18 protein-coding genes and 2 pseudogenes are annotated in these 19,056 nt (G+C 68.3%); 5 read left to right on the top strand and 15 right to left on the bottom strand.

The genetic code is table 11. The annotated features are described in order from the left end of the window. Positions 1 to 31: 31 nt before the first annotated feature. Positions 32 to 793, bottom strand: a complete 762-nt coding sequence (locus JF781_RS18270) for an SDR family NAD(P)-dependent oxidoreductase (RefSeq protein ID WP_225327943.1) — start codon at positions 791 to 793, stop codon at positions 32 to 34. 78 nt (positions 794 to 871) lie between these two features. After that, positions 872 to 1,702 (bottom strand): alpha/beta fold hydrolase, encoded by an 831-nt coding sequence (locus JF781_RS18265; protein ID WP_225327942.1) that lies wholly within the window; start codon positions 1,700 to 1,702, stop codon positions 872 to 874. 68 nt (positions 1,703 to 1,770) lie between these two features. On the opposite strand from JF781_RS18265, the gene JF781_RS18260 reads away from it, so the two are divergent. Beyond that, the gene (locus JF781_RS18260) at positions 1,771 to 2,379 is read left to right on the top strand and encodes a TetR/AcrR family transcriptional regulator (protein WP_225327941.1); all 609 of its coding nucleotides are present in this window, start codon (positions 1,771 to 1,773) and stop codon (positions 2,377 to 2,379) included. A gap of 6 nt (positions 2,380 to 2,385) precedes the next feature. Here the strand turns inward: JF781_RS18260 and JF781_RS18255 are convergent, their stop codons facing one another. From JF781_RS18255 to JF781_RS18205, 11 genes and pseudogenes are all read right to left on the bottom strand, one after another. After that, complete coding sequence (locus JF781_RS18255) at positions 2,386 to 3,021, bottom strand: TetR/AcrR family transcriptional regulator (protein WP_255642044.1); 636 nt, start codon at positions 3,019 to 3,021, stop codon at positions 2,386 to 2,388. Positions 3,022 to 3,048: 27 nt separating this feature from the next. Then, positions 3,049 to 4,338 carry a lipase family protein gene (locus JF781_RS18250; protein ID WP_225327939.1) on the bottom strand — a complete coding sequence of 430 codons (1,290 nt, stop codon included), beginning with the start codon at positions 4,336 to 4,338 and terminating at the stop codon, positions 3,049 to 3,051. Between the two features lie 338 nt (positions 4,339 to 4,676). Continuing rightward, positions 4,677 to 5,486 (bottom strand): polysaccharide deacetylase family protein, encoded by an 810-nt coding sequence (locus JF781_RS18245; protein WP_225327938.1) that lies wholly within the window; start codon positions 5,484 to 5,486, stop codon positions 4,677 to 4,679. A gap of 260 nt (positions 5,487 to 5,746) precedes the next feature. Continuing rightward, positions 5,747 to 7,150 (bottom strand): alpha/beta hydrolase family protein, encoded by a 1,404-nt coding sequence (locus JF781_RS18240; RefSeq protein ID WP_225327937.1) that lies wholly within the window; start codon positions 7,148 to 7,150, stop codon positions 5,747 to 5,749. 155 nt (positions 7,151 to 7,305) lie between these two features. Then, a pseudogene (locus JF781_RS18235) lies at positions 7,306 to 9,582 on the bottom strand (heavy metal translocating P-type ATPase). Continuing rightward, the gene (locus JF781_RS18230; protein WP_225327936.1) at positions 9,579 to 9,791 is read right to left on the bottom strand and encodes a heavy-metal-associated domain-containing protein; all 213 of its coding nucleotides are present in this window, start codon (positions 9,789 to 9,791) and stop codon (positions 9,579 to 9,581) included. Before JF781_RS18230 ends, JF781_RS18235 begins: the two are co-directional and overlap by 4 nt. A gap of 65 nt (positions 9,792 to 9,856) precedes the next feature. Further along, entirely contained in the window at positions 9,857 to 10,627 is a 771-nt protein-coding gene (locus JF781_RS18225) for an SDR family NAD(P)-dependent oxidoreductase (protein WP_225327935.1), read from the bottom strand. After that, a complete protein-coding gene (locus JF781_RS18220; protein ID WP_225327934.1) occupies positions 10,627 to 11,448 on the bottom strand; it encodes a mycofactocin-coupled SDR family oxidoreductase in 822 nt (273 codons plus the stop codon). Before JF781_RS18220 ends, JF781_RS18225 begins: the two co-directional genes overlap by 1 nt. 18 nt (positions 11,449 to 11,466) lie before the next feature. Beyond that, positions 11,467 to 12,531 carry a hypothetical protein gene (locus tag JF781_RS18215; RefSeq protein ID WP_225327933.1) on the bottom strand — a complete coding sequence of 355 codons (1,065 nt, stop codon included), beginning with the start codon at positions 12,529 to 12,531 and terminating at the stop codon, positions 11,467 to 11,469. Then, entirely contained in the window at positions 12,521 to 13,681 is a 1,161-nt protein-coding gene (locus JF781_RS18210; RefSeq protein ID WP_225327990.1) for a sulfotransferase, read from the bottom strand. The genes JF781_RS18215 and JF781_RS18210 overlap by 11 nt, the downstream gene beginning before the upstream one ends. A gap of 44 nt (positions 13,682 to 13,725) precedes the next feature. Further along, entirely contained in the window at positions 13,726 to 14,601 is an 876-nt protein-coding gene (locus JF781_RS18205; protein ID WP_225327989.1) for an SDR family NAD(P)-dependent oxidoreductase, read from the bottom strand. Positions 14,602 to 14,738: 137 nt separating this feature from the next. On the opposite strand from JF781_RS18205, the pseudogene JF781_RS18200 reads away from it, so the two are divergent. Both JF781_RS18200 and JF781_RS18195 read left to right on the top strand, forming a co-directional pair. Next, positions 14,739 to 15,703 (top strand): annotated as a pseudogene (locus JF781_RS18200) (LysR family transcriptional regulator). Between the two features lie 39 nt (positions 15,704 to 15,742). Next, a complete protein-coding gene (locus tag JF781_RS18195) occupies positions 15,743 to 16,213 on the top strand; it encodes an SRPBCC family protein (protein ID WP_225327932.1) in 471 nt (156 codons plus the stop codon). On the opposite strand, the gene JF781_RS18190 is transcribed toward JF781_RS18195, so the two are convergent. Further along, on the bottom strand, positions 16,214 to 16,774 hold the full coding sequence (locus JF781_RS18190) for a pyridoxamine 5'-phosphate oxidase family protein (RefSeq protein WP_225327931.1): 561 nt from the start codon (positions 16,772 to 16,774) through the stop codon (positions 16,214 to 16,216). A 122-nt stretch (positions 16,775 to 16,896) separates the two neighbouring features. Here JF781_RS18190 and JF781_RS18185 point away from each other — a divergent pair, with 122 nt between their 5' ends. Together JF781_RS18185 and JF781_RS18180 are read left to right on the top strand one after the other, a co-directional pair. Next, positions 16,897 to 17,502 (top strand): TetR/AcrR family transcriptional regulator, encoded by a 606-nt coding sequence (locus JF781_RS18185; protein ID WP_225327988.1) that lies wholly within the window; start codon positions 16,897 to 16,899, stop codon positions 17,500 to 17,502. Between the two features lie 68 nt (positions 17,503 to 17,570). After that, positions 17,571 to 18,047: a YkgB family protein gene (locus JF781_RS18180; RefSeq protein WP_225327930.1), complete on the top strand. Its 477-nt coding sequence runs from the start codon at positions 17,571 to 17,573 to the stop codon at positions 18,045 to 18,047. A gap of 146 nt (positions 18,048 to 18,193) precedes the next feature. On the opposite strand, the gene JF781_RS18175 is transcribed toward JF781_RS18180, so the two are convergent. Beyond that, a complete protein-coding gene (locus tag JF781_RS18175) occupies positions 18,194 to 19,039 on the bottom strand; it encodes an SDR family oxidoreductase (RefSeq protein WP_225327929.1) in 846 nt (281 codons plus the stop codon). Positions 19,040 to 19,056: the final 17 nt, after the last annotated feature.

Below are 19,056 nucleotides of genomic sequence, written 5' to 3'. Positions count from 1 at the left end.
TAGTAGCGGTCGGCGGCGAGCGGCGCGCCGCCTATCCGCCCACCATCATCAGGCCGCCGTCGACCGCCAGCAGTTGCCCCGTGATGAAGCCCGAACCGGGCCCGGCCAGAAAGACCAGCATCGGCCCGAGGTCGCGGGCGGGTTCCCCCAGCGCGCCGCCCAGCGGGATCATCATCTTCATCTGCTGGTCGATCAGCGCGGCGGCGTCGGGGCCGAGGAAGTCCCGGAGCCGGTCGGCGCCCGGCGTCTGCACGGCCGGCGCCAGGGCGTTGACCGTGATGTTGTCGGCGGCCCAGGCCTTGGCGGCACTGCGCGTCCACGCCTGGACCGCGCCCTTGGTGGCGGCGTAGACGGCCGAGATCGGGCTGCCCATAACGGCTTCCGACGAGCCGAAGTTGATGATGCGGCCGCCCTTGGGATCTTGCTCTTTCATGACGGCATGGGCGGCCTGGTTGGTGAGGACGGTCGCCTTGACGTTGGTGTCCAACAGGAACGAGATCTCGTCGGCACCGATGTAGCCGGGGATGCCCGCTTGCCAGAGCCCGACGGCGTTCACCAGCACGTCGAGTCCGCCCAGGTGTTGCGCCGCCGCGGTGACCGTGGCCGAAACGGCGTCGGGATCACGCGCGTCGCACTGGAACCACTTGGCGGCGAGGCCTTCCGGCGGCGGCGTCTTGTGATAGGTCGCGGCGACCTCGGCGCCCGCACCGGTCAGGACCTCGACCGCGGCCGCGCCGATGCCGGTGGCGGCGCCGGTCACCAGGATCCGCCGGCCTTGCAGGACATTTTCCATGCCCGCGAGCGTAACGCCACGGCGAAATATCGGACCTCGAATTTCCGCCGTGGCGTTACGGCCGCGAGGCAGAAGACGTTACGCGCGCACCGCGACCGTCGACAGCAGCTCGGCGAGGCGGTCGGGCTGATCGACCATGGAGAAGGTCCGGGCTCCGGCGATCACCTCGAGGCGGGCGCCGGGAATGGTCGCGGCCAGCCGGGCGCCGTCCTCCTGCTCGAAGAACACGTCGTCGGCCGACCACGCGATGAGGGTCGGCCTGTCGAAGTCGTACAACCGCGTCGCCACCGTCGTCGTGACCTCGGTGCGCATGGAAAGGGTGAACTGGCGCAGGTCCTCGGCGACCGCCGGCAGCGAGAACGCCGGGCGCACCCACTGTTCGGTGAGGTCATCGATGTTGCGGTGCGCCAGGCCGTCGAACGCCCGCTTGCGCACCGTCGGCACCCGCATGGCCTGGGCGACGGCCCGGAACGTCGTCTTCGACTTGGCCGCCACGATCACCGGCTTGAGGATCGGCGGCGGAAAGTGTTCGAACGCATCGCAACTCGTGAGCACCAGCGCACCCAGCCGCTCGCGGTGGTGCACGGCCACCAACTGGGTGACGACGCCGCCGGTGTCGTTGCCGACCAGCACCACGTCCTCGAGGTCGAGCGCGGCCAGCACCTCGGCGACCATGCCGGCGACCCCGGTGATGGTTCGATCGGCGCCGCGACGCAGCGGTTCCGGGTGCGCGCCCAGCGGCCAGGTCGGGGCGATGCACCGCAATCCGCGGGCGGCCAGCCGTTCGCTGACCTGGCGCCACAGCTGACCACCCATCATGTACCCGTGCACGAAGACCACGGGCCTGCCGTTTTCGGGTCCGGTTGCTTCGTAATGAATGGTTCCGGCACTAATGTCGGTCGTCGACATATGAGGACTCCTACGTGAGAGATACACTTACAAACAGGCTGTCTGTTCGTAAGTTACCAACAGGTTGTATGGAAAGCAAGAGACGCACCCAGGAGGAGCGCTCCGCGGCGACCCGCGAGGCGTTGATCGCGGCTGCCCGCAAACTCTGGGGCCTGCGGGGATACGCGGAGGTGGGTACGCCCGAGATCGCGTCGGCCGCCGGGGTCACCCGCGGCGCGATGTATCACCAATTCGCCGACAAGGCAACGCTATTCCGTGAAGTCGTCGAGGTCGTCGAGCAGGATGTGATGGCGCGGATGGCCGTGGTGGTCGCCGAATCGGGGGCAGCGACGCCGACGGGCGCGGTCCGCGCCGCGGTCGATGCGTGGCTCGAGGTGTCCGCCGATCCCGAAGTGCGGCAACTGATCCTGCTGGACGCGCCGAGCGTGCTCGGCTGGGCGGGATTCCGCGACGTCGCGCAGCGGTACAGCCTGGGCATGACCGAGCAGCTGCTCACCGAGGCGATCCGGGCCGGCGAGTTGGCCGAGCAACCGGTGCGGCCGCTGGCCCACGTGCTGATCGGCGCGCTCGACGAGGCCGCGATGGTCATCGCCACCGCCGAGGACCCGGACCGTTCCCGCCGAGAGACCCGGGAGGTGCTGCACCGCCTCATCGACGGAATGTTCGACGCGCGCTGACAGGGGTCAGTCACCGCGAACGTGCGCGACGCCGGCGATGACGCCCTGGATGAGCCGGTCGAGGCGTTCGGGGTCGTCGACGGCCGGCTGGCCCGCGACGAAGGTCAGCATGATCCCGTTGATGAAGGCCAGGGTGGCGGTGGCCTGGTCGTCGACCAGCGCCGGATCCGGCGCGCTGCCGTCGGGGTGCCATTGGGTGACGACGTCGCGGGCCAGGGCGTAGAGCCGGTCCGCCGACTCACTAAGGGCCGCGGCCAGTTCCGGGTCCCGGCCCGCGAGCAGCGCCAGCTCGTAGCGGGCCTTGGCGCGGGTGAGCCAGGGTTCGCTGTTGACGTACATGACGATGCGGGCCAGGCCGGCGGTGCCGGTGAACTGGGTGGCGTGATCCTCGGCCAGTTCGGCCATCATCGAAAAGTCGGCGACGTCGAGTTCGGCCAGGCGGGTGGCCATGGCGTGCACCAGCGCCTTGCGGGTCCTGAAGTAGAACGATGTGGTGCCGGCCGGCACGCCGGCGTGGTCGTCGACCTTCGGGTGACTGACACCGTGCACGCCGTTGCTGCCCAGCAATTCGATCGCGGCGTCGGCGAGTTCGCGGCGCCGCTCGGGCGCGTTGTGCTTTCTGCGTGCAGCGATACGCCCCAGTTTATCGGCGCCAACCTTGGCCGCGCGTTAGAACTGACCGCAGTTCGGCGTGGTGGTCTCCCCGTTGAAACGGGCGGCGATCCATTGCATGGCCGGTTCGCCGTCGACCAGCATCGGCAGCGCGTGGTTGATGACGAGCTTGTTGAGGAAGGGGGGCTCTTCGTTGGTGCGGAATTCGACGTCGGCGTCCTGGGCACACCAGTCGCGTCCGAGTTGATTGGCCGCGGTCCACGGCACCAGCGGGTCGTAGCGGTTGCTGTCGATCAGCACCGGCGCGTTGGGTTTGTAGCGGCCGAGTCGCTGCGCCTCGAACAGGCTGTTGAACGGCTCCTCGTTCACCAATTGGTTGATGTCCTCGGTGAAGTAGGGCTGTATGTGGCGAAACATGAAGTCCAGCAAGGTCTGTCCGACGCATTGCCGTGACACCGATTCCAGCATCGCCAACCCGCGCGGCGTCATCTTGGAACGAATGATGTCGGCGAATTCCGGATAGGCGGCCATCACGCTGTTGAGGGCGTATCCGACGACGCCGACCAGGGCGCTGCCGTCGGCGTAGGGCAGTAGCTCCTTGAGGTTGGCGGGCGGCGCCCCGGCGTAGGTGCCCACGATGTGCAGGTCGGGCGCGTATTGCGAGGCGAGTTCGGCCGCCGACGCGGTCGCGCCGCCGCCCTGCGAGTAGCCCCAAAACGCCACGGGCCCATGCGGATCCAGTGACGTGCCGGGCAGGCGCATGGCCGCGCGGGCGGCATCGAGCACGGCCTGTCCCTCGGCCACCCGGCCCACATACGTGTGCATCGACGCGGTGCCCAGGCCCTCGTAGTCGGTCATCACAATGGCGAACCCACGCGCGACCATGGTGGCGACGAACAGTTCCTCGTAGTTGAACATGATGTCCCAGCCACCCGAATAGTGGATGCCCTGGTTGAACATTCGTGACGGCGCACACTGATTGCCCTGGCCCTGGGTGCCCGGTGCGTAACTGATCAACGGGCGCGGGCCGCCGCCGGGCCAGTCGTTGTAGGGCTCGAAGTAGGTGCCCGTCACCGCGATGGGGTTACCCCGGGTGTCGGTGCTGCGGTACATGATTCGCGTGCCGGTCGCCATGATCGCGCCCAGCTGGCCCGACGGCTCGAGGACCAACCGCGACGGCTCGGTGCGGATCAGGTCGCCGGGCCGGCCGGGCGGCAGCGGATCCGGCGCGGCGTAAAAGTCCGCGTACTGCGGCTCGTCCCCGCCGTCGGCCCGCGCAATTCCGGCTCCCACCAGTGCCGAAGCAATTATCAGCAGTACTGTTAAAACTCCCCCGGCCCGATGCATTACGGAACGGTAACAATGGACCGCCCGCCAGCGGAAGAGCAATCTCTAATTTTTTAGAGATTGGCTGCCGGCTAACGATGATTCTGGGTAAAGAATTGCCGATGTGTCGGCGGCGTGGAGCGCCGTCGAGGGTGCCGCAATTTCGGCGACCTTTTCCGCCGACGGCGCCCGACCCGGCGACGAGCGCGCCCGGATCATCGACCGACGGAGCGCCTTGCGGGTAATGCGTTCCGGCGCAATCGCCTTGGAGAAGCGATGGCGGCAGATCCTGGGTAAGCGGAGCCGCGCGAGACGCTGAAGACGTTGTTGGGCAACGACACCGCGCCCCACGGCCGTCGTCAGGGCGTCTTGAGGAACACGTCGTTGAGCGTGACGGTGCGAAGGTTCCGGTCGCGGATGATGTCGACGAGCTGCGGATAGACGTGCGTCACCGGCAGATGGTTGAGGTGCCCGATGACGATGGCCTGCGGCGTGAAGTATTGATCGGCCATCTGCACGATGTAGTCCTCGGTGATCAACGTCGAATCCGAGAGCGAACCCGACCACAGGGTGGGGACCTTGTAACCGAGGTCGGCGGCCACGGCATCCACGGCGGCGTTGCGCTTGGCGTAGGGCGGGCGCCAATAGGGTTTCGCGCCAATGCCATACGTCTTCTTCAAGAACGCGTCATTACGGGTGAGCTGTTCGGCGACTTGCTCTTTGGTCAGTGTGGTCAGGTCCGGATGTGACCAGGTGTGGTTGCCGAGCTGGATCTGCCCGCTGTCGACCAACGGCCGAAGCAGCTCGGAGTTTTCGGTCCACGAGTCGTAGACCCCGTTGACGAAATACGTCAGCCGCACGCCGGTGTCCTTGGCGAACTGCGTGTAGGCGCGCACCACTTCGCTGTTCACCCCGTCGTCGACGGTCAGCGCGAGCAGGTCACCTTCGCCCGGGATCTTCATCAACGCGCCCCCACCGGGCAGTGGGATGCGGGCGCTGAGCGGCGGGGGCGGCAGCAGGGCCTGTGGGGCGGCCGGGCCGGAGGTTGGTATGTCGACGCCCGGTGTCTGGGCGAACGTGCGCGGCTGCGGGTCGACGATGAGCCGCGCCGTCCCGACGCCGGCGACCACCGACGCGGCAAGCGATCCAAGGAATTGGCGGCGGTTCATGGCTGCGACGGGACGACGTCGATCACGGGGAAGCGCGGGCGCAGAAAAGACGAATTCGGCCCGGCGATTCGGAAACGGATTGTGGCGCGTTGCGTAACAAGCGCGTCCCCGTAGGAACCGCCGTGAGTGGAGAACACCGAGGCCACAGCAGCGAACCGTACCATTCGGAGACCCGATTGGTCGGCTGCGTTACGGGAGGGTCAGCTGTGAATTCTCGACGGCGGCCATTGCGGCCGCTTGAGCGAACCGACCAGCGGGAATCAATGCGGTTCCCCGGCGCCGCGTTGCGGCAATGGCACGGGTTCGGTACCGGGAGTTCCGAGGGTGGACGCCAGCCACGGCAGGGCGGTGGCAAACGCCTGGGCGGCAAACGGCCAGTCGTGCCTACCCTCCTGGGTGAGCACCGCACAGGAGATGCCATGCGCGGCGCCGACCGAGCACAGCGACTTCGCGGCGGCGTCCTGGCCCTCGGGATTGGCGGCGGAATCGGTGCTGGACGCGGCGAGGGTGGGTGTGAGAGAGGAAGGGTCTTGTTCGGCGACGTTGTGGGGTCCCGAGGAGACGGGCACGTCGAACCATCCGGACAGGCCGGTGTAGTGACCGTGCTTGGTCATGACGGTGACCGGGTCGAAGGCGGCCCACGCGGCCTGATCGCCGCCGAACAACCGGGCGACGGACTGGTCCTTAGACCCGACGTTGGGGCCGCGGTCGCCCGCGATGTCCACGAATGCGCTGAACAGCTCCGGATGCATGACGGCCAGGTCGACGGCGCAGGTACCGCCCATCGACCAGCCGGCGACGCCCCAGTTGGTGCGATCCGCGCTGACGCCGAAGTTCGACACCGTGAACGGGATGACGTCCTTGGCCAAGTGGTCGGCGGCGTTGCCGCGGGGACCGTTGACGCACTCGGTGTCGTTGTCGAATGACCCGGTCGGATCCACGAACACCAGCACCGGCGAGAACCCGTGATGCGCGGCGGCGAAGCTGTCGATGGCGGTGAAGGCACCGCCGGGGCCCAGCCAGTCGGCCGGGGTGTTGAAGGCCGAGCTGATCATCATCACGGCCGGCAGCCGGGGCGGGGGATTGCTGTTGAACCACGCCGGAGGCAGGTAGACCAATTCCCGCCGGTGGGCGAAGCGGGAGGCCGAGGCGTCGATGTCGACCGGCACCACGACGCCCTTGGTCGGCCTCGTTCCCGCGATCTGCATTTCGGTGACCCGCAACCGGTCGATCTGGTCGGGCAACGGCACCGAGGTCAGTTGGTTCCACGCGGCAAGCACCGTGGGGAAGTAGCCGACCCAGCCATTCAGCGCCATGCCCGCGCACAGGACGCACAGCGGAATCGACACCACCGCCAGCCCGCGGCGCCACCAGCGCACACCCCGCCAGCCCACCACGAACACCGCGGCGGCCAGACCGCTCATCGCGATCCACAACCACAGCGTCGTCGGTGCCGGGTCCCCGGCCACCCCGAGCGAAGTGATGTACCAGCGCGACAGCACGGTCGCCGCGGCGGCCGCGATCAACGCCACCGGCAGCACTCGCTTGAGCCAGCTTCGCGCACGCCATTGGATCGCGACGATCAGCACGAGTAACGCCAGGCCCTGAACGGCGGGCGGAAACCAGCCATGCAGCAGGGACAGTTGCCCGAAGAACTGCTCCAACGGTCGTGACCTTTGCTAGATCGATCGCTGCGCGAGGGTGCGGTGATTGTCGTGATTGTCGTGATTGTCCGGGGGCCGGTCGGGGTCTCGGCAGACGGCGGCCGGACCCACTATCGCATACGACCGCGGCCCGCCGGCCCAACGTTCGGCGCGGTTCACGCGTCGGTGATGACGCTGGTGAACGAGCGCAGCCGCAGGCTGTTCCCGACCACGAGAACGCTGGACAGCGCCATGGCGGCGCCGGCCAGCATCGGGTTGAGCATGCCGAGCGCGGCGAGGGGGATCGCGGCGAGGTTGTAGCCGAACGCCCACACCAGGTTGGCCTTGATGGTGGCCAGCGTCCGCCGCGAGAGCCGGATCGCGTCCACGGCCGCACGCAGGTCGTCGCGGATCACGGTCAGGTCGGCGGCCTCGATCGCGACGTCGGTGCCGGTGCCCATGGCCAGACCCAGGTCGGCGGCGGCCAGTGCGGCGGCGTCGTTGACGCCATCGCCGACCATGGCGACCACCTTGCCCTCGGCTTGCAAACGCTTGACGGCCGCGACCTTGTCGGCGGGCATCGCGTCGGCGATCACCTCGGCGATGCCGAGTTCGTCGGCGATGCGGGCGGCGACGGTGTGGTGGTCGCCGGTGAGCAGCACCGGGGTCAGGCCGAGCCCCTTGAATTGCCGCACGGCTTCGGCGCTGGACGGTTTGACGGTGTCGGCGACCACCAACAGCCCCCGGGCCACGCCGTCCCAGCCGACGACGACGGCCGTTTTGCCCTCGCCCTCCGCCCGGGCCTTGGCCGCGTCGAGCGCGGCGTCGAGGCGCAGACCGCGCTCGGTCAGCAGGCTCGCGCGCCCGACGACGACGGCATGACCGTCGACCGTGCCGTGCACGCCCATGCCGTGGACGCCCGCGAAGTCCGCGGGCGCGGGGAGCGCGCCGAGTTGCGCCGCGGCGGCCCGGGCGATGGCCTGCGCGATGGGGTGTTCGGAGGCGGCTTCCAGGCCCCCGGCGTACCGCAACAGCGTCGCGCGGTCGGTTCCCGACCCGTCGATCACATCGACCAGGGTCATCCGGCCGGTGGTGACCGTGCCGGTCTTGTCGAGCACGATCGTGTCGATCCTGCGGGTGGACTCCAGCACTTCGGGTCCCTGGATCAGGACGCCGAGCTGAGCCGCCCGGCCGGTGCCGACCAACAGGGCGGTCGGAGTCGCCAGCCCCATCGCGCACGGGCAGGCGATGATCAGCACCGCGACGGCCGCCGTCAGCGCGGTGGTGGGCGAGAAGCCCGCCGCGAGCCAACCGCCGAGGGTCGCCGCCGCGAGCGCCAGGACGACGGGAACGAACACGCCGGAAACGCGGTCCGCCAGGCGCTGCACCCGCGCCTTGCCGGATTGGGCCCGTTCGACGAGCTTGACCATCTGCGCCAGCTGGGTATCGTCGCCAATCCCGGTGGCGCGGACGACAAGCCGGCCCCCGGCGTTGACGGTGCCGCCGGTGACGGGGTCACCCTCGCCGACCTCGACGGGGACGGACTCGCCGGTCAGCATGGCGGCATCGACGGCCGAGGAACCCGCGACGACGATCCCGTCGGTCGCGATCCTTTCGCCGGGACGCACGACGAACTCGTCGCCGACCGCCAGCCGCTCGATCGGCAGCCGGGTCTCGCTGCCACCACGCAATACCCCGACGTCCTTGGCGCCCAGTGCCACCAGCGCGCGCAGCGCGTCGCCGGCGGACCGCTTGGCCCGCTTCTCGAAGTACCGCCCGGCCAGGACGAACAGGGTCACGCCGGCGGCCACCTCGAAGTAGACGTGGCACGGGGCGTCGTCGCGCCCGACGGTCAGCTCGAAGTCGTGCTGCATACCCGGCTGGGCGGCCGTCCCCAGAAACAGCGCGTAGAGCGACCAGAGGAACGCGGCCAGGGTCCCGATCGAGACCAGGGTGTCCATCGTGGCGACGCCGCGTTTGAGGTTGGTCCAGGCGGCCGCGTGGAAGGGCAGCCCGCACCACAGCACGACCGGAGCCGTCAACGCCAGTGATGCCCAGTGCCAGTGAGGAAACTGCCACGCGGGAACCATGGCCATGGCGATCACCGGGACGGCCAGCACGGCGGCGGTGATCACACGTCGGCGCAGCGACGCCAGCTCGGGATCGCGCTCCGGCGAGCGTCACGCCACGGCGGCCGCGTAGCCGGCCTTTTCGATCTCGGCGATCAGCATCCGCGGGTCGTACCCGGCGGGGGCGCTGACGACGGCCTTCTCGGTCGCGTAGTTGACAGTGGCGGCGACGCCGTCGAGCTTGTTGAGTTTCTTTTCGATCCGGGCCGCGCAGGAAGCGCAGGTCATCCCCGTGATCTCAAGCTCGATGGGGGGTGTGGTGGCGGCCGAAGCGTCGTCGGCGGGCAGGGCGCCCTCGTCGATGTGCCGTGGGGGCGTGCTCATGCGACCAGGACGGCCTCAAAGCCGGCCTCGTCGACCGCGCCGAGCACGACGTCCGCGTCGATGGGCAGCGCGCTCGTGACGACGAGCCGGCCGGTGTCGGCGCTGACCGTCACGCCCTCGACGCCGGGGATTCGGGTGACCTCGCTCTGCACGGCGGCCTCGCAGTGCGCGCAACTCATCCCGCTCACCCGATATTCGCTGGTGGGCATGCCGCTCCTTCTCGATACCCCGCTGCCGTCTTGACCCCACCATTGTGCCTGCCCGGGGGTTCGGGCTACTGGCGCAGGTGTGACCCGCCGCCGATGTACCACACCTGGCCGGTGATCCACTCGGCGTCGTCGGACAGCAGGAACGCGGTGATCGCCGCGAGGTCGTCCGGCCTGCCCAGCCGGCTCGTCTTGCCGAACGTCAGGAAGGCCTGCTGCAGCGCGACGTCGTTCTGCCGCTCCTGGGTTTCGCCCATCACCAGGCCCGGCATGACGCCGTTGCTGCGGATGTTGTGTTTGCCCCAATTGACGGCCACGTGCCGGGTCAGGTGGTTCACCGCGGCCTTCGAGGCGCCATAGGCGACGTGCAGGGGGTCGCTGCCCAGGGCGGCGCCGGACGAGGTGTTCACGATGCTGCCCCCACCCCGGGCGAGCAGGTGCGGCAGGACGGCGCGGATCGTGCGGACATACCCGAGCAGGTTGACGTCGAGCGTGCGCTGCCAGACGTCCATCCCGGTATCGAGGATCGTGGTGTCGCGTCCGAGGTTTTTCTCCGACAGATCGGCGCCCACGTTGTGCAGGCCGTCGATGGCCCCGAACTCTTGCAGCGTCGTTTCGACGAGGCGCCGCACGGATTGTTCGTCGGCGAGGTCGAATTCGATGGCGATCGCGCGGCCGCCGGCGGACTCGATCCGCTCCGCGGTGGCGGTGGCACCCGCGATGTTGTTGTCGCCGATGGCGACGTGGGCGCCTTCGTCGGCGAGGCGTTCGGCGGTGGCCGCGCCGATCCCGGTGGCGCCCCCGGCGACCACGAATGTCTTGCCGGCCAGGCCGCGCATCACACGTACCCGACGCCGATGTCGACCGAAACCTGGGTTGCGGTGACCAATCTGGATTGGTCGGAGGCCAGCCAGGCCACGGCGTCGGCGATGTCCTCCGGCTGCGCAATTCCTTCGGGCAGCAGCGGTTTGTGCATGCCCCGCAGGTGCGGGTAGTCGTCGGCGGCGGCTTGCAACGCTTCCCGCATCCGGCCGGTGCCCATCGGGGTGGCGACCGCGCCGGGGTTGAGGCTGTTGACGCGAATGTTGTACCGGCCGAGCTCGGCGGCGAACGCCCGCGCCATCCCCACGACGGCGTGTTTGCTTGCGGTGTAGTGGATCATGAACGACTGCATCTTGATGCCGGCCGCCGAACCGATCAGGATGATCGAACCGCCGCGGCCGCCGTCGATGATGTGCCGCACCCCCGCCATCACGGTGTTCCAGGTGCCAATCACGTTGGTGTCGATGGTGTCTCGGAAATCCTGCGCGGTGATCCGATCCCAGGGTGCGGGGCTGCAGATCCCGGCGTTGGCGACGATGACGTCGAGCCGGCCCAGCTCGCCGACCGCCTCATCCACCGCGGCCGCCAGCGCGTCCAGGTCGCGGATGTCGGCTTCGGCGGTCACGATCCGCCGGCCGTTCGCGCTCACCAGCCGCGCGGTTTCGGCCAGATCGTCGGGCGTCGGCGAGTCGTAGGGGACGCTCGGCGGCAGCGGCCCGGCGAGATCGATCGCGATGATGTCGGCGCCGTCGGCCGAAAGGCGCACGGCGTGTGCCCGGCCCTGTCCGCGCGCGGCGCCGGTGATCAGCGCGACCTTTCCCGAGAGTGGCTGGCTCATGTCTGGTGTGGGTTCCCTTCAGTCGCGCGCGATCTTGTCGAGCGGGTTGGAGCGTTCCAGCATGCCGTACGTTTCTTCGCCGTCCCATCGGTAGCGCACACCGGCCTGCTGGACGGCGGGGAAGTCGGCCATCTCCCGTTTGAGGGCGTGCATGGAGTACATGTCGTCGTTGTGGTGCACGTCGTGCGTGGAAAACACTGTCTCGCCGGTGATTTCGACCAGTCCGTTGGCGGTCTCCAGTACCAGTGAGGCATCCTCGCCGAGTGGTCGCAGGCGCGTCAGCCACGGCGCCCGCACCGCCCGCGCCGGGACCAGGCCGCCGTCGCCGGTGAAGACGAACCCTTCATTGAAGGTCGGCTCGCCGTCCGCACGCGGCGGGTAGGCGATGTAGCCGAAGGCGCGGCCGCTGCCGAACACGGCCGACTGCCAGCAGTGGCCCCAGAAACCGGCGAGCTTGCGCACCCCGGTACGGCGGATTCGCAGGCCGCTCCCGGTGAAGGCGTTGCGCTCGCCGCCCACCCGGAATTCCCCTGTGGCGGTGAACAATTGCTCATACCTCGGCCCGCCCATGATCTCGCCGACCGCGGTCGTTCTGAGCTGCGCGTCGGCATCGGCCTGCAGCGCCCCCTGGACCCACGGGGGCACCGCCATCTTCGCCTCGACGTGAAAGCCGATGTCCACCGACGGGCCGTCCTTCTTGCCGTCGACCAGATCGGCCGACGAAGTCTGCACGGCCGGCCCGTCGTAGGACATCGTCCAGGTATCGAAGGGGTCGACGCACTGAAAGGCCAGGCCGCCGGCACCGAGCACCGTGGGCCGCCCGTCGGCGCCGCGGGTGGGCAGCGAGGGCCCGTTGGTGCGCAGCCGGTAGACGCGCCCGTCGGGAAACGCCGCATTGATCTGGATGTCGTGGGAGTCCCAATTGGCGCCCACCGCCTCGATTCCGACACGCGGCAGGCCGATCTGTCCGCGGTCGTCGACCACCCAGAAGCTGACCGAGTCACGCATCTCCGGATCCTCGGGGCGCTGCGCCAGCACGTACTCTCGCGACGGGTCGATGCCGCCGGTGAGATCAACCGCCATTGTTCTTCTCACTCCTTACGTTTGGATGCCGCGTCCATCGCCGTGCGCTGTCCACATAGCGTGCGAACCGGGGCCGAACCTCGTCGAGATCGATGCCAAACTCCACCGGGTCGGCGTGCGAGCTCGGCTCGCGCTCCGCGGCGGCGTGCTCCCACCAACTGTGCATGCGGGCCTCGAACTCGTCGGACACGGGGGCGCCCAGCCATGCGTACAGGCCGGCGACCTCACCGATCGGGTCGGCCTGCATGGCGCGAAAGTCGATGTCGTAGAACCGATCGTCCGCGCCGGCCGCGCGGAACTGCAGCGCGCGCTCCATGCCGAGTGACCAATGCTCGACGTTGAGTCGACCGATGTACCGGCGGTCGATTCGGGTGTTGAACGACCCGATGATGTCGGCGTACAGGTCGGCCACCGACAACAGGACGTCGGTGGGGTCGCGATGGGTCATCACGAATCGCGCGTCCGGGAACGCCGCGTCCAGGGCGTCGAGCCACAACACGTGGGACGGGCACTTCAACCGCCACCGCCGCTCCGGTTCGCCCCACTGCAGCAGCTGCATCACCCGCCGCTGATAGCGAAAGGTCGGGGTGAGGTCGGCGCGCTCCACCAGCCACGTTGAATACGAGGGGATTTCGGCGAACGACTGGAAGATGTGCGACTTGAAATCGAGCGCCATCAGCTCGTGGCACTCCATGGGGCCGTGCGTGTCACCGGGGACGTGGCGGCGGGTCCCGACCATCTCACCCTGGTCGGGCGGGACGCGTGGATCAACGCCCCGCACCGTCGAGGGCGGGGGGCAGGGTTGCGTCGACTCCCACCGGCGCAGGTACCGCACGTCGGGATCCTGGGCCAGCAGCAGCGACAGGGCGGTGGATCCGGTGCGGGGCAGACCCAGGCCGACCAGCGGCTCGCGGATGGGCACGTCGCCGATCTCCGGGTGCCGCCGAAACCAGTCCTCGACCTGCAGCCGCTGCGCCAGGTAGCCCGTGATGCGTTGGCGGAGAAAGGTTTCCCCGCGCTCGTTCAGGTGCGACTCGTCCCGCAATGCCGACAGCAGGACGGTCAGGCCTTCGATGAAGGAGTCGTCGCCGAAGTCGGTGAGTCCGGTCCGCGCCGCGGCCTCCTCCATCGCCTCACCGGGTGTCAGCACGGCAATCTCCTTGGCGTCCTTGGTGAAAGTGGCTGCGGCAGAGCTCAACCCATCCACTGGCCGCCGGCGACGTCGATGGTTTGCCCGCACAGGTAATCGGCCGCCTCGGACGCCAGGAACGCGACCATGTTGGCGGCCTCTTCGGGCAACGACGCGCGCCCCAGCTGGACCTGGTGCGTGATCGCTTCCTGGATGGCGCCGCGGCCGGCGCGTTGTTGGTCGTCCTGCGGATCGAGCAGGTACTGGCGCAGCTGCGGGTTGATCATGATGCCCGGCGCCACGCCCAATACATTGACACCGCGCGGCGCGACCTCGTGGGCGAGGTTCCGGGTGAACCCGATGACGCCGGCCTTGCATGCGTTGTAGACCACCAGGCCGCGCTGCTGGATGCGTCCGCCGACCGACCCGATGTTGATGATCTTGCCCGAGCCCTGGTCGAGCATGTGCTGCAGAGCAGCGTGCGCGCCGTACATCATCATGGTCAGGGAGCCCAGCACCGTGTAATCGATGTCTTGCTTGGTCTGCTTCTCAAAAGGGCCCGCGGCCACCATCACCGGGTTGTTCACCATGATGTCGAGCCCGCCGAGTTCGTCGTGGGCCTCGTCGACCGCGTCGTGCACCTGGTCCCAGTCGGACATGTCGGCCCTGACGGGGATGGCCCGCACGCCCCAGCGCTGTTCGACCTCCTTGGCGCGGCGTTCGACCTTCTCGAAGGTGCGGCCGATCAGCGCGACATCGGCGCCGCAGCCGGCCAGCCGGTTGGCGGTCGCCTGCCCCAGGCCGTCGCCGCCGGCGCCCGTGACGAAAGCCTTCTTGCCGGTCAGGTCCATCAGGTCGGTGACGCGCTTGCCGACAATGTGCTCGGGCAACCGATCCAGCCCGAGCAGCTGCACCCAATCCTGTTGGTCCTGAACCGTCATCATCGACCTTTCCTCAGCCAGACCGGGACGGCATCGCCACCCCACCTGGCTGACGATATGGCGGCTTCATGGCCAGGAGGTAATACCGATTCGGGAAATCAATCATGCCGAATTTGTATGCCTGATAGAGATGGACGATGGATACCCACCGGCTCAAGTACTTCCTGCGGATCGCGGAGGAAGGCTCGATCACCCGCGCGGCCGCGGTGCTGGGCATCGCCCAGCCCGCGCTCAGCCGCCAGATCCGGCTGCTGGAGGAGGACCTGGGCATCACGCTGTTCGAGCGGACGCGGCGCGGGGTGCGTCTCACCGAGGAGGGCGAACGGCTGCGCTCCTCCACCGCCGCACCGCTGCGTCAGCTGGAGCTGGCGGTCCGGTACGCGGCATCACGTTGGCGCGCATCGAGCGTGGGCTGCTCTTCGGCGTGGTGCCCACGGCCGCCGGCGTTTTGACCGCGCCGCTGGCGGCGAGCCTGGGAGCCGCGTTCCCCAACGTTCATTTCCACATCGCCGTCGCCGAAACCGACGACCTGGTGCAGCGCCTGCTCAAGGGCGCGATCGACCTGGCGGTGATCAACCCGGTCGCCGACGACCGGCTGTTCTTCCGGCACCTGGTGATCGAGGACCTCGTGCTGGTCGGGGGACCCGCGTCGGAGCTCTCGCCCGCCGGCCCGATGTGCTTCACCGACCTCGCCAAGCTGCCGCTGGTCATGCCCAGCGCACAGACCGGCATTCGAAACACCTTGGAGAACACCGCGCTTCGGCTCAAAGTTGCCCTCACGGCCCGCTTTTCGACCGATTCGGTGGAGGTGTCCAAGCATCTGGTCGAGGCTGGACTCGGCTATGCGGTGCTGCCGATGGCGGCGTGCGGCGCCGAGGTGGAGGCGGGACGGCTGCGGTGGACGTCGATCTGCGAACCCCAGCTCAACCAACAGCTTGGCGTGGCTGCCACCGCGGCGCTGGAACTGCCCCGCGAATTCGCGGCGAAGATCGGAATCGTGTTGCGCGAAGAGGTCGCACGGTTGACCAAATCCGGCATCTGGCCGGCGCGTTTCGAGCCGTCGCCGGTGTGGGATCCCAACATTCCCGAGCCGCAGAGCTAGACGGGATTACGCTGCCGGATAGCGGAAAGGAGATTCGCAATGACCGTCACCGTTGTCGACCGGGGACCCCGCCAGGTGAGCCGCAGGGTCGAAGTCGCCGCCCCCGCCGCCGAGCTGTACGCCATGGTCGCGGATCCTCGGCGTCACCACGAACTCGACGGGTCGGGCACGGTGCGCGACAACATCACCATGCCCGCGCAACTCCTTGAGGGCTCGAAGTTTTCGACGCACATGAAGATGTTCGGCCTGCCCTACCGCATCACCAGCACGATCACCGCCCTGACGCCCAACGAGGTGGTCGAATGGCGTCACCCGCTGGGTCACCGCTGGCGGTGGGAATTCGAGGCGCTGTCACCAACCCTGACGCAGGTCACCGAGACGTTCGACTACCGCGATGCCGGTGCGCTGAAGAACAAACTGAAGTACTACGAGCGGATGGGCTTCGCGAAGGCGAACGCCTCGGGCATCGAGGCGACGCTGAGCAAACTGCGGGATCGCTACGCGGGCTGATCAGCCCGTCACCGGATCGGCTGCGTCCCAAGGCATCACGCCCGACACCCAATGGCTCAGTTTCGAGGCCTGGTCGTTGCGGTGCAGATGGCGCGGGGGCGTCGCGTAGGTGGAGTAGGGCCGGCAGCGGATGACGACGCGGTTCTCGCGTTCGCACATCGCCTCGATGTCCGGGCGCGCCTCGTCACCGAGTGGCTGGCCGGACATTCGGCCACCAACCGCCATCATCACGTCGACCGCCAGATCCCGGTCTTCGACCACGGTGGCGTCGGCGTAGACCTGCAGGTAGGCGAACGGCCACCGCTCGTCGAGCACGCACAGGCTCACTTTGCCGTCGCGTTCGACGATGCGGGCCTTACCCCTGCCGGCCATCGTGGAGACGAGCAATTCGTCGGCGTCGGTGGGGATGTAGTACACGACCGACATGGCGGGGCCGTCGTTACGGCGACGGTAGCCGAACACGCACGTGCGGTGGGTGCGCACGAACTCGCGTCGCTCGGAGGGAAGCATGTCGCGGTCGGTCGGAGCGACGAACGGTTCCGCCGCCAAGGGGAGGAGCATGACGAATTTTCCTTGCTGTCAAGGGGGTTGAACCGCGCAGTAATTACGGATACAGTGTCTCCGTAATGTCCGACGATGTCAACCGCACGCCGCGCCGGTCCCGCGGCCGTCCGGCCCTCCCGATGGAGCGCATCCTGCGTGCGGCCGTCGAACTCCTCGACGAGCAGGGGCCTGACGCACTGTCGATGCGGTCGCTGGCCCAGCGCCTGGAATCGGGCACCGCCACGCTGTACCGTCACTTCTCCAGTCGATCCGAATTGGTGTCCCAGGTGATCGACCACATACTGGGTGAAGTCGACCTGGACGCGCGGTCGTTGGCCGCCTTACCGTGGCAGCGGGCGTGTATCACGTTGGCGCAACACATGTTCGATGCGCTGAGCAGGCATGGCAATGTCGCACCGCTGCTGATCGAATACACGCCGACGGGACCGAGCGCGTTGGCCAATCGCGAGCGGTGCCTGGCTGTCCTGCTCAACAACGGCTTTGCGCCGGCGGTCGCGGCACACGCCTACGCCACGCTGGCCCGTTACGTGCTGGGTTTCGCGATCCAACTGTCCGCAACGACGGCCGGTGAGCAAGCGGAACTCTCGGCGGCGTTTCACCGGCTCGATCCGTCACGCTATCCCGCGACCGTCACCGTCGCCGACGACCTCCCCGTTCCGCTGGCCGGCGAATTCGCTTTTGGGTTGCGGCTCATCGTCTCCGGGCTCGAACGACTGCGCGAGTGAACGCTTTCGCGGCGCGAACCGTGGCTTGGGTGGACGACCGCGTTTCGCCGCCGAAAGGACATTCCTCGATGATCGATCGCACGCTGAGCCGATGGGGCCAACTCCTAAGCCGCTACGGCCTGGTCGTTGTGTTGGCGTGGATCGGAGTGGGCAAGTACGTGAAGATGGAATCGCGCGTGCTCATCGAACACAGCCCCTTGATGAGCTGGCTCTACGACGTCTTCAGCGTCACCCTCGTCGCGCGGGCGCTCGGAACGATGGAAATCGTTGCGGCCCTTCTCATCGCGCTGCGGCCATGGTGGCCCAGGATTTCGGCGGCGGGCAGCGCGCTGGCGGTGGTGCTGTTCCTGGGCACGGTCAGTTTCCTGTTCACCACCCCCGGCGTCGTCGCGACCCATGCCCACGGGATTCCGGTGCTCTCGGCGCTGCCCGGCCAGTTTCTACTCAAGGATCTGGTACTGCTCGGGGTTGCCGTGTGGACGCTGGGCGATTCGCTGACCGTGGGCGCCGCCACCGCACGGGCATATCCCGCCTGCAGCGACTGACCATATAGTCGTGGCCACGGCGAGGAACCCGAACCCCGTCCCCGATGGGCCTATACCGAGAGTGGATCCACCGCGGCGGCACGCGACCGCGGGATGACGCACACCCGCTCGATGGTGAAACACGGTGTGCAGCTTCATCTTCAGGCTCAGCCGGCCGCTGACGCCCTGGCCCGCTCGGTCATCGAGGCGATCACCCCGCCGTCGTTGAGGATGTCGGTGCCGGTGAGATAGCCGGCCTTCTCGCTGGCGCAGAAGGCGAGCAACTCCGCCATTTCCTCCGGCTTGCCCCACCGCGGAACGGCGGCGTCGGCCACCATCGCGCCCGCTCCCGCCTGCTCCTCGAGCCTGCCCATCTCGGTGTCGATCGAACCCGGGGACACCGAGACGATGCGCAGTCCGCGCGCGTTGAATCGTTCCGCCTGTGACTGGCTATACCACTTCACGAAGCTCTTGCTCAGGGCGTACGCGAGACCCGACCGCGCTTCCTCGGGGGCGATCTCGCAGGCGGTCATCATGGCGTCCATGAAGGCACTAGTGTCGGGGCCGTCGTTCAGTGCCAGCGGAAATTGGCCTGTCGGAATGATTTCCGCGGGCAGCATGTGCGCCGCCATCGAGGCCACGTTGACGATCACCGCGCCCTCGCCGGCGAGCGCGTAGAACTCCTCGTCGACGTTGACGGTGCCGACCGCATTGGTCCGCATGACGTAGTCGGCGGGTCCCATGCTCGGGCTCACGCCCGCGGCGTGGATGACGGAGGCGAGGGTCCCGAGGTCGGCCGCGGCGCCGAGCAGGTCCGCGACGGCGCGCCGGTCGGTGACGTCACAGTGCACGACCGTGGGAGCGATCCCGAGGTCTTGCAGCGTGGCGGCGGCGGTCGTCAGCCGGTCCTGCCGGACGTCGCAGAGCACCACGGCGTGGTCGCGCCCGACGATTTTCGCGGTGGCCAGGCCCATGCCACCCGCGCCGCCGGTGATTACGGACACTCGATTCATACCTGGACCGTATACGG

The organism is Mycobacterium sp. WUMAC-067, from assembly GCF_020217485.1.
In the GTDB taxonomy this organism is placed as follows: domain Bacteria; phylum Actinomycetota; class Actinomycetes; order Mycobacteriales; family Mycobacteriaceae; genus Mycobacterium.
Note: the sequence above shows the minus strand (reverse complement) of the source record. Positions and strands in the feature narration are given on the sequence as shown.